At 60.3% G+C, this 13,443-nt stretch carries 12 protein-coding genes; 1 reads left to right on the forward strand and 11 read right to left on the reverse strand.

Annotated features, from left to right (window positions below):
• Positions 1-8 precede the first annotated feature (8 nt).
• The 10 genes from ACYZT5_RS07115 to ACYZT5_RS07160 all read right to left on the reverse strand — a co-directional run bounded on the left by ACYZT5_RS07115 (position 9) and on the right by ACYZT5_RS07160 (position 11,399).
• On the reverse strand, positions 9-1,079 hold the full coding sequence (locus tag ACYZT5_RS07115; RefSeq protein WP_462050446.1) for an ABC transporter ATP-binding protein: 1,071 nt from the start codon (positions 1,077-1,079) through the stop codon (positions 9-11).
• A complete protein-coding gene (locus ACYZT5_RS07120; protein WP_462050447.1) occupies positions 1,076-2,674 on the reverse strand; it encodes an ABC transporter permease in 1,599 nt (532 codons plus the stop codon). The genes ACYZT5_RS07115 and ACYZT5_RS07120 overlap by 4 nt, the downstream gene beginning before the upstream one ends.
• Positions 2,675-2,677: 3 nt before the next feature.
• Positions 2,678-3,706, reverse strand: a complete 1,029-nt coding sequence (locus ACYZT5_RS07125; RefSeq protein ID WP_462050448.1) for an iron ABC transporter substrate-binding protein — start codon at positions 3,704-3,706, stop codon at positions 2,678-2,680.
• A 141-nt stretch (positions 3,707-3,847) separates the two neighbouring features.
• The gene (locus ACYZT5_RS07130) at positions 3,848-4,408 is read right to left on the reverse strand and encodes a PqiC family protein (protein ID WP_462050449.1); all 561 of its coding nucleotides are present in this window, start codon (positions 4,406-4,408) and stop codon (positions 3,848-3,850) included.
• A 17-nt stretch (positions 4,409-4,425) separates the two neighbouring features.
• Positions 4,426-6,081 carry a PqiB family protein gene (locus tag ACYZT5_RS07135; RefSeq protein WP_462050450.1) on the reverse strand — a complete coding sequence of 552 codons (1,656 nt, stop codon included), beginning with the start codon at positions 6,079-6,081 and terminating at the stop codon, positions 4,426-4,428.
• A complete protein-coding gene (locus tag ACYZT5_RS07140) occupies positions 6,062-6,718 on the reverse strand; it encodes a paraquat-inducible protein A (protein WP_462050451.1) in 657 nt (218 codons plus the stop codon). The genes ACYZT5_RS07135 and ACYZT5_RS07140 overlap by 20 nt, the downstream gene beginning before the upstream one ends.
• Positions 6,715-7,311 carry a paraquat-inducible protein A gene (locus tag ACYZT5_RS07145; RefSeq protein ID WP_462050452.1) on the reverse strand — a complete coding sequence of 199 codons (597 nt, stop codon included), beginning with the start codon at positions 7,309-7,311 and terminating at the stop codon, positions 6,715-6,717. The genes ACYZT5_RS07140 and ACYZT5_RS07145 overlap by 4 nt, the downstream gene beginning before the upstream one ends.
• A 205-nt stretch (positions 7,312-7,516) precedes the next feature.
• Positions 7,517-8,818, reverse strand: a complete 1,302-nt coding sequence (locus tag ACYZT5_RS07150; protein WP_462050453.1) for an NAD(P)/FAD-dependent oxidoreductase — start codon at positions 8,816-8,818, stop codon at positions 7,517-7,519.
• Positions 8,815-9,903 carry a polyamine ABC transporter substrate-binding protein gene (locus tag ACYZT5_RS07155; protein WP_462050454.1) on the reverse strand — a complete coding sequence of 363 codons (1,089 nt, stop codon included), beginning with the start codon at positions 9,901-9,903 and terminating at the stop codon, positions 8,815-8,817. The genes ACYZT5_RS07150 and ACYZT5_RS07155 overlap by 4 nt, the downstream gene beginning before the upstream one ends.
• Before the next feature lie 137 nt (positions 9,904-10,040).
• On the reverse strand, positions 10,041-11,399 hold the full coding sequence (locus tag ACYZT5_RS07160; RefSeq protein WP_462050455.1) for a glutamine synthetase family protein: 1,359 nt from the start codon (positions 11,397-11,399) through the stop codon (positions 10,041-10,043).
• A 161-nt stretch (positions 11,400-11,560) separates the two neighbouring features.
• On the opposite strand from ACYZT5_RS07160, the gene ACYZT5_RS07165 reads away from it, so the two are divergent.
• A complete protein-coding gene (locus tag ACYZT5_RS07165) occupies positions 11,561-12,484 on the forward strand; it encodes a helix-turn-helix domain-containing protein (RefSeq protein WP_462050456.1) in 924 nt (307 codons plus the stop codon).
• Between the two features lie 12 nt (positions 12,485-12,496).
• On the opposite strand, the gene ACYZT5_RS07170 is transcribed toward ACYZT5_RS07165, so the two are convergent.
• The gene (locus ACYZT5_RS07170) at positions 12,497-13,417 is read right to left on the reverse strand and encodes a MurR/RpiR family transcriptional regulator (protein WP_462050457.1); all 921 of its coding nucleotides are present in this window, start codon (positions 13,415-13,417) and stop codon (positions 12,497-12,499) included.
• Positions 13,418-13,443: the final 26 nt, after the last annotated feature.

The following is a 13,443-nucleotide window of genomic DNA, read 5'->3' on the forward strand; positions in this document are numbered from 1 at the left end:
GACGGGGCTCAAGGTTCGCTCAGTACGTGGGCATGGCCGATCATCGAGACGTGAACCGCACTGCCGGCGGGTGGCGCATACAGGCCCGAACTGCGCACCATTAACGATCGGCCAGGCTGTGCCCCGGACGCCAAAGGCTGCAATTCCACGGTCAACGTGCAGGTATTGCCGCTGAAATCCCGCTCGGTCACTACGGCGCGGCACCCTGCAGCCTTCTTTGAGCTGGGCTGGAGGCTGACCAGTTGCAGCTGCTCGGGACGCAGCATGATTTGCGCCGATTTGTTGTTCCGATGATTGTTCACCGGTATACGACCGAGATCGCAATGGGCCCACCCGGCTTCGATTCTGGCGGGCATGACCACGGCATCCCCCAGAAACAGCGCGGTTTGTTCATCTTCGGGGTAGCGGTAAAGATCCAGCGGATGGCCTGACTGCACCAGCCGACCGTCGCGCATCACCGCCAGCTGATCGGCAAACGACAGCGCTTCACTCTGGTCATGGGTGACCAGAATGGTGGTGACGCCAGCGTCTGTCAGTAGCCGTGCGACCATTTTGCGCATGGCGCCCCGAAGTCCGGTGTCGAGGGCCGAAAACGGCTCGTCCAGCAACATCAAACGGGGTTGTTGCGCCAACGCCCGCGCCAGCGCCACGCGCTGTTGCTGGCCGCCGGAGAGTTCATGGGGCCAACGGTTGGCCATGTACGCATCCAGCGCCACGCTGTCCATCAACTCCGCGATTCGCTCCTGTTTTGCGCCGCCCTTGCTCGAAAGCCCAAAACCGATGTTAGCGGCCACAGTCATGTGCGGGAACAGGGCGCCATCCTGGGGAACATAGCCAATTAAACGCTGATGCGCCGGGACTTCGTGGGTGTCATCGACGAGCGTTTGGCCATTGAGTGAAAGATGGCCGGTGTCGGGGAATTCGAAGCCGGCGATCATCCGCAACAACGTGGTTTTCCCTGAGCCGGACGGGCCGACGATGACCGTTCGGCTGCCCGTCGGCACCGACAGGTTGATGCTCTCCAGCGCTTGATGGGAGCCGTAGGACTTGGAGATGGAATGGAGTTCAAGAGCGTTCATCGGCCAGCCGTTCGTTTGGATTGGTGATAAAGAAGTCCGGTCAACGGAAGCGACAGCAGGATCATCAACAGGGCGTAGGGCGCCGCGGCGGCGTAATCGATTTCGCTGGTCATGGCCCAAAATCCGGTGGCCAGGGTGCGCGTGCCGTTTGGGGCGAGCAGCAGGGTGGCGGTCAACTCATTGGTGATCGCCAAAAATACCAGCGCGGCGCCTGCGGCAGCGCCGGGTGCGGCCAGGCGCAGGGTGATCAGCCATAATGCCCGGGCGGGCGAGCGGCCCAGGCTACGGGCCATGTTTTCCAGCTCTACCGGCGCTTGTGCGATGCCTGCGCGCAAACTCACCAGGGCGCGCGGAAGAAACATCAGCAGATACGCCAGCAACACTGTGATAGTCGTCTGGTAAATCGGCCGGGCGAAATGGATGGTGACGGTCACCAATGCCAGGGCCACGACGATTCCTGGCAACGAACTGGTGATGTAGTTGCAGCTTTCCAGCACACGTTGCATCTGGCCCGGAGAGCGAATCGACAGCCAGGCAATCGGGATGGCGGCGCAGGTGGTGAGGACTGCACCCGAAGCGCCGAGCATCAGTGTCTGTTCCAGCGCTGGCAGAAGTTCGGCCATCTGCCAGACCTGCGTACCGCCAGCCACTAGCCAGTGACCCAAGGTCACCAGTGGCACGCCCAGCGCCAGCGCGCAGGTCACGATCTGCAGTGCCAGCGCGAGGAGGGTGGCTGCGGATTTCAGGCGCACAACCCGCTGCTCGCGAGCGCTTCCCGACCCGACCCGGGCGTAACGCGCGGTGCCACGAGCGGCGGATTCTGCGGTCAGCATCACCAGGCAACACAGGGCGAGCACGCTGGCCAGCATGTTGGCGGCGGGTCCGTTGAAGGTGGACTTGAACTGATCGAAGATTGCCGTGGTGAAGGTGTCGAAGCGGATCATCGCGTACAGGCCATATTCGGCCAGCAGGTGCAGGCCCACCAGCAATGCGCCGCCGCAGATGGCCAGGCGCAGTTGCGGCAGCACCACGCGGAAAAATATCGCCCAGGGTTTTAGCCCCAGCGATTCGGCAACGTCTTCGATGGCCGGATCGAGCCGACGCAGCGTCGCAGCAATCGGCAGGTACAGGAACGGGAAGTAGGCGATGACCGACACCAGAACCCCGGCAAACAACCCGTGAATCGGAGGGGCCAGACTGACCCACGCATAGCTGTGAACGAAGGCCGGCACCGCCAGCGGTGCAGTCGCCAACAACGACCACCAGCGTCGACCCGGTAGGTTGGTGCGCTCGGTGAGCCAGGCCAGAGACAGGCCTAACGTGACGCACAACGGAATCGTGATCACCACCAGTAAAACGGTGTTGATCAACAGTTCAGCGACCCGCGGCCGGAACACCAGCGGCACAAGGGTCGCCCAGCCTGTCTGAAACGACACGCCGATGACGAAGGCAATCGGCAGCAGCGACAGCAGCGAAACCAGCACCGACAAACCGATCACCCACGCGCCACCGCTTCCTGCGAAGATACCGCGGGATCGTCGTCGCAAGTTCGCGGGTATCGCCTCAGCAACATCCGCCGGCAAGGTTTCAGGCATCAATTAGAGCAGTCCGGCCTGAGTCATCAACTCCACGGCTTTTTTACTGTCGAGTTTTGAAGCATCGACTGTCGGCGCGTCGAGTTGCTGCAAAGGCACCAGTTTGGGGTTGGATTCAGCGTTCTTGCCCACGGCATATTCGAACGATTTGCCGGTTTTGAGGATGGCTTGGCCATCTTTGCCGGTAATCCACTTGAGGAATGCCTGGGCTTGTTCCTTGTGTTTGCTGGACGCCAGAACGCCGCCGCCGGAGACACTGACAAACGCGCCCGGATCCTTGTGCTTGAAGTAGTGCAGGGCGGTGTTCTTGCTGTTTTCGCCGGTCTTGGCCTGGTCGCCGAAGCTGTAATAGTGGTAAATCACGCCGCTGTCGATCTGCCCGGCGTTAACCGCTTTGAGCACGGCGCTGTTGCCCCGGTACGCGGTAAAGTTGGTTTTCATCCCTTTCAACCACTCCAGGGTGGCGGCTTCACCCTTGAGTTCCAGCACGGCAGCGACGATGGCCTGGAAGTCGGCACCAGCCGGCGAAGCGCCCCAACGACCTTTCCAGCTCGGGCCGGCGAGGTCCATCAGCGACTTGGGCAGCTCGGCTTCGGGCAGTTTGCTTGGGTTATAGACAAACACCGTGGAGCGCGCGGCAATCCCCACCCATTTGCCATGGGCCGGGCGGTAAGCATCGCCGACCTGTTCCAGAGTGGCCGGCGCAACCGGTGCAAACAGCCCCGCGTTGTCGACCAGCACCATGGCCGGGGAGTTTTCGGTCAGGAACACGTCGGCCGGGGAGGCGGCGCCTTCCTGCACGATCTGATTGCCCATCTCGGTGTCGTCGCCATTGCGCACGGTGACCTTAATGCCGGTTTCCTTGGTAAAACCCTCGATCCAGGATTTGGTCAGGCTTTCGTGTTGGGCGTTGTAGACCACGATCCCCTCAGCCTCTGCTGCGTATACGTGACCGGCGCTCAGCAGCGCGGTGGTCAGCAGCGCGGTGGTCAGCAGTGCTGTTTTCAGGAAAGAAGGGAAATGGGCATTCATGCGTTGGCGGCTCCTGTTTTTTTAAAATCGTGCGCGCAGATTCAACCGGGACGGTCGTCAAGTAGTGTAGGCCAATACGAATCATTTGCAGGATTAAGGCGGCGGCAAATGTACTGCGCAGAATGAGAAAAAAACGTCAAATCACTGAGTCGCCGGGCAACCTTTTTGTGTTCCCGCCGCTGCCTGGTTAATCAGCGCGGCGAGACGTTTGACGTTGTTCTGTTGAGCGATCACCAGATCGTCGATGGAAGGCCCTGAAGGTGTCTGCAACGTGCTGCGGCAAGTGACCAGCGCGTTATCGCTTTCGCCGAAACTACGCAGGCGCCATTTGACGTCAATCAGCGCGTATTGGCCGGGGATCGAGTCAAAACGTTGTACGTCCAGCCGCACCGAGACCTTGCGCTGGGGATTGTTGTTGACCAGTTGATCGACCAGGGCAGTGCGCAATTCATCCGACAGGCTCGCGCCCCACCACTCGGTTTCGAGGATGGCCAGGCCGCTGTTGCCCTGGCGAATGACGATCTGCGGGCGGTCGACCTGGGGAGGGACGCTGAGGCCCTCGATCTGGATATCCGCAACGCTGGTCCTTGGGTTGCCGCTCGGTTGAGCCGGGGTCAGGGTGTGGAATTGAATCGGCTCACTGCGGCAGGCCGTGAGCAGTAACAGCGCGGTGACCAAGGTGATCTTCAACGGAAAAGCCATGGGTGATGCTCCTGTGGTCATTTGCGCGGCGGCCCCTGCAGGTCCATCGGCGCGGCATTGTCGGGACGGCCGCGAATCAGCGATTCCGGATGGCGTCCCAGGTAATCCGAGAGTTCACGCAAGGAGCGCGACATGCGTCCGAGTTCGTCCAGGGTCTGGCCTAATTGTTCGCGTTGCGGCGAGTCTTCAGCCAACGTCGAACTGGCCGATTGCAGGGTCTTGCTGACGTCCGCCAGGGTGGTCTGCACACCGGGCAGGGTCTTGGCGTTGAATTGCGCCAGGCCTTTACGCAGTTCGACGAGGTTGCTGTCGAGGTTGCCGGCAATGCGCTCGATTGGCAGCTGGTTGATCTTGTTGACCATGCCCTCCAGTTTTTCCTGCAACTGCTCGAGGCTGCCAGGAATGGTGGGGATAGAGACAGGACGGGCGGTCGGATCGAACACGACTTTCTCCGCTTTGGGGTAGAAGTCGAGTGAGATGTACAACTGACCGGTCAACAGATTGCCACTACGGGCCTGGGCCCGCAGACCGTTGTCGATGAAGCTGCCGATCAGGCGTACGCCAGCGGCTTCGTCGTTGGGGTCATGCTTCAAGGCCTCGAGCATTTTGATGTGGGCCTGGCCGAGTCGCTGCGGGTAGATCACGATGCCGACATTGACCGGGAAACTGCGCTTTTTCGCGTCGAAATCCAGATTGACCGACACGACGCTGCCGAACTCTGTGCCAAGGAATTCCACCGGCGCACCGACCTTGAGCCCGCGCAAGGCCTGATCGAAACGCAAATTCAAGAATTGTCCCTTGCCGCTGGGCGGGGCGAGGGCGGTTAGCTGGTCTTCGAACAGATCGAAGGCTTTTTCCTCGGTGGCCGGTTGATCGTTGGGGCTGTATTCCGGAGCGCGGAAGGCGATGCCGCCCACCAGGATGGATGACAGCGACTCGGTTTTCACCGAAAAGCCGTTGGCGCCGACGTTCACGTCGATCCCGCTGGCGTTCCAGAACCGAGTGTTTTCAGTGACGTAGGCATCGTTGGGCGAGTGGATGAACACTTCGATGTTCACCCCTTTACCGTCGGCGTCCAGGGCATAGGCCACCACTTGACCCACCGGAATCTTTCGGTAGTAAATCGGAGAGCCGATGTCTAGCGAACCCAGGTCCTGGGTGTGCAAGGTGAAGCGCTTACCCGGCTCGCCATAGGTAATCGGCGGCGGGTTTTCCAGGCCGGTGAACTTTTTCGCCCGGGCATTGGCCTGGCCAATATCGGCGCCAATGTAATCCCCGGAGAGCAAGGTATCGATGCCCGAAACGCCGCCCGCGCCGATACGTGGTCGCACCACCCAGAACTGCGAGTCTTCGCGGGTAAAACTTTCTGCCTGCTTGGCCAGTTTGACGGTGGCGTTGACACTCTTCTGGTCATCGCTGAGTTCGACATCGGTCACTTGCCCGATCACCACGTTGCGGTATTTGACTTCGGTTTTGTTGGCGGTCAACCCGCTACCGGTCTTGAAGGTGATGGTGATGGTCGGCCCTTCCTGCATGAGGCTGTGCACCACCAGCGAAATCCCCACCAGCACCGCGACGATCGGCACGATCCAGACCAACGAAACGCTGAAACGTCGGGTTTTGACAGGGGCCTGACCTGGCGCTTGCGGCCCGTCAGTGGCTTGCGACTTCATCCTTGACCTCCTCGTTTGGGTGATCCCGCTCTTTTTTATCCCAGATCAGGCGTGGGTCGAAACTCATTGCCGAGAGCATGGTGAACACCACCACCAGGCCAAAAAACAGAATGCCCGGGCGCGGTTCGATATCGGCCAGGGCTTGAAACTTCACCAGTGAGGCCACCAGCGCCACCACGATCACATCGAGCATCGACCAGTAACCGATGAGCTCGACGAAACGGTACAGCGTTGACCGCTGCTTACTCGCCCATTCGCTGTCGCGCTGAACGGTCACCAGTAACAGCGTCAGCGCGACGAACTTGATGCCCGGCACCGCAATGCTGGCGATGAAAATAATCAGGGCAATGTCCCAGGCACCGTGCTGCCAGAACTCCAGTACACCGCTCATGATCGTGCTATCGGCGCCATTGCCGACCATCTTGGTATTCATCACGGGTAGCAGATTAGCCGGGACGTAAAACGCCAGGGCGGTGAACATGTAGGCCCAGGTCCGGGCCAGTGAGTTGGTTTTGCGCCGATGCAGCGGCGCACCGCACCGTGTGCATTCGTGAGGTTCATCGGTCATGTCACAGGCCAGGCCGCAGCTGTGACACAGGCACAGGTTGAGTTCGCGCGCCACCGGAGGCCTTTTCATAAGGTGTCCCACAAATCACGGATGTCGCGCCCGGCAATACGGATCATCATCAGGCTGAGAATGGCCAGGGCAAACAGGCCGATGCCGGGTAGCACATCCAGTAATCCGGCGAGTTTAATGACCGCGACCATCGCCCCCAGCAGGCAGACTTCCAGCATGCTCCAGGGCCTGAGGGTTTCCAGCCAGCGCATGCAGAACTTGAAGCCGGGCGAGCGCTGGTGGGCGAGGGCGAAGCTCAGGACCCAGATAAGGAGTAACAGCTGGAAAATCGGCGCGATGATCATCGCGATCGCCGCCACCATGGCGATGAAAGTGATCGGCCCCAGACTCAGGGCCAGCACCGAATCCCAGAGTGTTGCGCTGTTTTTCAGTCCTTTGAGGCTGATGCTCATGACCGGGTAGAAGTTGGCGAAAATCCACAGCATCAACGCGGTGAAGGTCAACGCCAGACGTTGCTCCACCGTCAGACCGTTATAGCGCTGAAGCACGCCGCCGCAGCGCATACAAAGGGTTTTCTGATGTTTGGCGAGCGTGACTTTTTCATACACGCAGTCGCAGTGCTCGCAGATGATCAGTTGGTCAGTCGTAGCCATAGGCCGCACTCGCCAGGACGCAGGAAAGTCAGAGCACTCCCTCAATATAGAAGCGCCTCGCGATTGAGCAAATTAAAAGGCGGGTACAGATCGTTCCCATGCTCCGCGTGGGAATGCCTCATCGGACGCTCCGCGTCCGCTTCTGGGACGCAGAGCGTCCCTGGCTGCATTCCCACGCAGAGCGTGGGAACGATCAGTTGGGCGGTCAGCCCAGCAGTTCGCGCAGGCGATACCAGAACATGCCGAGCGCCAGCAGCGGCGAACGCAGCATGGGGCCGCCGGGGAACGTCATGTGCGGCACGGCGCTGAACACGTCAAAGCCCTGACTGTGCCCGAGATGGATCGCTTCGCCCAACAGCTTGGCGCACCAGTGGGTCACGTTCAGGCCATGGCCGGAGTAACCCTGGGCGTAAAACACGTTCGGGTGCTGGCTCAAGCGCCCGACCTGTGGGAAGCGATTGGCCGAGATGCCAATCTTGCCACCCCATTGATAGTCGATGCGCACGTTGGCCAATTGCGGGAAGACCTTGAGCATGTGCGGGCGCATGTAAGCGTCGATGTCCGCCGGATCACGCCCGGAATAATGGCAGGCCCCGCCGAACAGCAAGCGCCGGTCCGCCGAGAGCCGGTAGTAATCCAGGCCGACTTTCTGGTCGCAGAGCGCCAGGTTATGCGGGATCAATTGCGCTGCAACGTCGGGCGCCAACGGCTCGGTGGCGATAATGTAGCTGCCCGCCGGAAGGACCTTGCCGCTCAGTTTCGGTTCGAGCTCTTCCAGGTGAGCGTTGCACGCCAGCACCAGACTGCCGGCGCGCACCGTGCCGCCGGCACAGCGAACCTGCACGGTGCTGCCATGGATCAACTCCAGCACCGGGCTCTGCTCGAAGATCTGCACCCCTAAGGATTGCGCCAATAGCGCTTCACCAAGGACCAGATTGAGCGGGTGCAAGTGACCCGAGCCCATATCGACGAGACCACCGGCATACACGCCTGAGTTCACCACCTGCTGTCGGATCTGCTCCGGCCCGACGAGTCGGGTTTCTTGGGCGTAACCCGATTCGGCAAGGCCTTGCTGCTCGGCCTTGAACGCCGCGAACTGCGCTTTAGTATTGGCCAGTTCGCAGAACCCCCAGCGCAGGTCGCAATCAATCCCGTGTTCACGAATGCGGTTACCCACGAGCGCTACCGATTCGACGCCCGCACGCTCAAGGTAACGCACGCCGTCCTCACCGACATAACGGGCGAAACCACTGACGTCATGCCCGACGCCGCGAATCAGCTGCCCGCCGTTACGCCCGCTGGCGCCCCAGCCGATCCGCCGGCCCTCCAGCAGAATGACCGAGAGCCCGCGCTGAGCCAGTTCGATCGCGGTGTTAACGCCGGTAAAGCCACCGCCAATGACACAGACATCGGCTTCAAGATCCGCGGCCAGCGTTGGGTAGGGCGCCATGCCATTGGCTGACGCCGCGTAATAGGAGCGCGCATGTTCGTTGCTGTACTGATTCATTGGTTGGACTTCACTTTGCTCCAGGAACGGGTCATCAAACGCATGATCGCCTGGGGCGGGGTGGTCGAAATGTAGAGCTTGTCGAGGACTGCCTGGGGTGGGTAAACCTCAGGGTTGTTGACCAGCTCAGGGTCCATGTCTTGCTTGGACGCCGGGTTCGGGTTGGCGTAACCGACCGACGCGCTGACCTTGGCAATCACTTGCGGGTCCAGCAGGTAATTGATGAAGGCGTGAGCTTCTTTCGGGTTGCTGGCGTCTGCGGGAATCGCCAGCAGGTCGAACCACAAGTTACTGCCTTCCTTGGGGATCGCGTAGGCGATGTTCACGCCGTTCTTGGCTTCCTTGGCCCGGTTCGCGGCCTGGAACACGTCCCCCGAGTAACCGAACGCCACGCAAATATCACCGTTGGCCAGGTCCGAAACGTACTTGGAGGAGTGGAAGTAGGTGATGTAAGGCCGGATGCTCAGCAGCTTGGCCTCGGCTTTTTTGAAGTCTTCAGGGTTTTCGCTGCGCGGGTCCATGCCCATGTAATTGAGAATCGCCGGGAACACTTCATCGGCCGAGTCCATCATCGACACGCCGCACTGGCTGAGTTTCTTGATGTTTTCCGGTTCGAACAGCACGGCCCAGGAATCGATGTGATCGATGCCCAGCACTTGCTTGACCTTGTCGACGTTGTAGCCGATTCCGTTGGTGCCCCACAGGTACGGGACGGAGTGTTCGTTGCCCGGATCGTTTTTCTCCAGCAGCGCCAACAGTTTCGGGTCGAGGTTTTGAAAGTTGGGCAACTGCGAACGATCAAGCTTCAGGAACGCGCCGGCTTTCACCTGGCGAGCCAAGAAGTGGTTGGACGGCACTACCACGTCATACCCGGTGCGGCCGGCGAGCAATTTGCCCTCCAGGGTTTCGTTGGAGTCGAACACGTCGTAGATCACCTTGACCCCGGTTTTCGCCTGGAAGTCGACGAGGGTGGTCTCGCCGATGTAATCGGTCCAGTTGTAGACGCTGACCGTTGGCTGAGCCTGCGCAACAGCGCTGAACAACAATGCCACCGCGACCGGAACCACGGATTTCAATAGACGCATATCGACACCTCTTATAGTTATGTTTGTGATCGTTCCCACGCTCTGCGTGGGAATGCCTCAATGGACGCTCCGCGTCCGCTTTGGGACGCGGAGCGTCCCGGGCTGCATTCCCACGCAGAGCGTGGGAACGATCGGAGTTAGACGCTAAGCAACAGGAACTCTCGCTCCCACGAGCTGATCACGCGCTTGAAGTTCTCGTGTTCGGCGCGCTTGACCGCCACGTAACCGCGGACGAATTTGCTGCCCAGGTAACGCCCGATGGTTTCGCACTCTTCCATCTGCGTCAGGGCGTCTTCGATGGTGATCGGCAGTCGCAGGTTGCGGCGCTCATAGGCGCGACCTTGCACCGCAGCGCTCGGTTCGATGCGCTCGACCATGCCCAGGTACCCGCACAACAGGCTTGCTGCGATGGCCAGATAAGGGTTCGCGTCGGCCCCCGGCAAACGGTTTTCCACGCGCATCGCATCGGGTGTTGAGGTCGGCACACGCAGACCCACGGTGCGGTTTTCTTCGCCCCATTCGACGTTCACCGGCGCCGAGGTGTCCGGCAGGAAACGGCGGAACGAATTGACGTTGGGTGCGAACATCGGCAGCACTTTGGGAATGTACTTTTGCAGGCCACCGATGTGGTGCAGGAACAGTTCGCTCATCTGCCCGTGGGCATCGGCAAAGATCGGCTGGCCGGTGGCGATGTCCACGACGCTCTGGTGGATATGCATGGCGCTGCCGGGCTCATCACCAATCGGCTTGGCCATGAAGGTCGCGGTGACGTTGTGCTTGAGGGCCGCCTCGCGCAGGGTTCGCTTGAACACGGTGATCTGGTCGGCCAGGTCCAGTGCGTCGCCATGACGGAAGTTGATTTCCATCTGCGCCGGGCCGTCTTCGTGGATCAAGGTATCGAGGTCCAGACCCTGAAGTTCGCACCAGTCGTAAACATCTTCAAACAGCGGATCGAATTCGTTGGCGGCGTCGATGGAGAACGACTGACGACCACTTTCCGCACGGCCCGAACGACCCAGCGGCGCCTTGAGCGGCAAGTCCGGATCTTCGCAGCGCTGGGTCAGGTAGAACTCCATTTCCGGCGCGACAATCGGCCTCCAGCCTTTGTCGGTGTACAGCTGCAGGACTTTCTTCAGTACGTTACGCGGCGACAGCTCGATCGGGTTGCCGAACTTGTCGAAGGTGTCGTGAATCACAATAGCGGTGGGCTCGATGGCCCATGGAATCACGTAAACCGCATCGGAGACGGGCTTGCAAACCATGTCGATGTCGGCCGGGTCGAGCAGGTCGTAGTAGATGTCGTCGTCGACAAAGTCCCCGGTTACCGTTTGCAAAAGCACACTTTCCGGCAGGCGCATGCCTCGCTCATGCAGGAACTTGTTGGTGGGTGCAATTTTTCCGCGTGCAATGCCGGTCAAGTCGCTGACCACACACTCGACTTCGGTAATCTTGTGATCTTTCAGCCACGTGAGCAGCTGATCGAAAGGGACATTCATAAAGACCTCGTTATTGGTTTTATTAACGCCGGGGAGGCTGGTTTCATCCACCACACACTTCCCCTGTGGCGCGTTGACGACTATCTTGGGCGAGCCTTGACGTTCCATCTATCCACTTTCAGCAGCACCAAAACGCACCAAACGAGTGCGTAAGGTCACCCATGACAACGTGTAATCCCATACAAGTCCAAGCGTTCAACACCGCCGACGTGGCCGAGCAAATCCGCGCCACACCGGGTTGGGTGCAGCATTACCAGCAAATGTCGCCGGGGCATTTCGCAGGGAGGGTGCGCTATCTGGACCTGCAAGGCGTGGAGATTTACGAGGAACACATGAACACCCGGGTCGAACAGAATTTCAGCGCCCCCGAAGGCTCGCTGGCGTTCTGTTTCGATCGCAGCGACAACGCGCTGTACGTGTTGAATGGTGAAAGCCGCAACATCTGGATCACCCCGGAGAACTACCAGGAAATCGCCGTGGTGTTCGGTCCGGAGTTCGTTCAGCGTCACGGTTTGAATGTGGCCAGGCTCGAAGGCCTGTTCATGGCGCCACTGAACTCGGGACAGAACGCGCTGTTCAGTCGCTGGCTCAGCGGGACGTTGACCCGACTGGCGCAGACGCTCGATCCGCCGAGCAAAGAGGCGTTGACCCAGCAGTTGCTGGAAGACTGCCTGTACATCCTCGACAACGCGTGTGTGTGCCTTGATCGCGGAGGTCTACAGCGCCGCACAGAAGAGCGATCGGTGATGAAGCGCATCGGTGAATGGGCGGCGGATGCCCCGGAAGAAACCCTGAATCTGCTGGAGCTTTCGCAGGTCGCCGGGGTTTCACTGCGTCAGTTGCAGCATGCGTTCAAGGCTTATACCGGGATGACCCCGACCCATTGGCTGCGCTTGCGTCGACTCAACAGCGCACGCCGAGAATTGCTCAGCCGCACAGCAATGGACACCACCGTTGCTGAAGTGGCGATGCACTGGTCGTTCTGGCATCTGGGGCGATTTTCCAGCAGCTATCGGGCGTTGTTCAACGAACTTCCCAGTCAGACGCTCGCCCGCAAACCCCATGGCGCAACACGTCGCGGGTAAGCCCGGGACACGTCAGCGTGGCTTTGTTGTTTTTGCCGATTTGCTGTTGCCAGGCATGTGCAGGTAAGCCATCACGCTTTCGGTCAGTTCGGTCGCCAGTTTGACGGCTTCTTTATTGCGCGCCATCACGCCCGCCACCAGGCCTTCGATCAAGGCGAGCACCGCGATGTTGGAACTGGTCAATACCGGATGGTCGGCGGGCGCAAACAGCACGTGTTCTGCAATGCCGGTGAGCGGCGAGGCGGGTGAATCGGTGATGGCCAGCACCGAGGCGCCACGTTCATTAGCGAACCGTGCGAGTTGCAGGGTGTCTAGGGAATAGCGCGGCAGGGAGATCGCCAGCAACACATCCTGATCGGTAATGGCGGCCAGACGGTAAGCGGCGTTTTCGTTGCCGCCTTCCATGCTGATGGCGGTGGCGTCCGCGCAGAAGGGCATCAGGGTCGAAGCGGCGAGGCCGGCGAAGTAGACGCTGTTGCCAAAGCCCAGGATGTAGATTTTGCGAGCCTGGGTCAGGCGGGTCACGAACGCTTCAAAGGTGTCTGCATGGTTGTTGGTCGCCGCCGTGGCGAGGTTGCTGCTGGCGCTCTGGATTTGCTCATGCAGGCCAAACGCGCCACCCGGACGATGCGCCAGTTCGTTGCGCAGTTTGTCGACCGGCGACACCATCTGCTGCAACGTCGCGACCAATTCGGCCTTCATGCCGGTGTAGCCACCCAGGTTCAGGGCCTTGGCCAAGCGGTTGACCGCGGCTGGCGAGGTGGACGTTTCGTGGGCCATCTCCTCGATGGTCAGCGTCGCGGCCCTCAGCGGGTGACGCAGGATAAAGTCCGCCACCTTGCGCAGTGACGGCTGCAAATCGCCAACGATCTCCGCCAGTTTGCGCATAACCGGTGCGGCATAGACCGTGGTGTTTTTCGAGGGGGTCGGCATATCCGGCTCAACATTTCCTGAGGGTT

It is taken from the genome of Pseudomonas sp. LB3P14 (genome assembly GCF_054898045.1).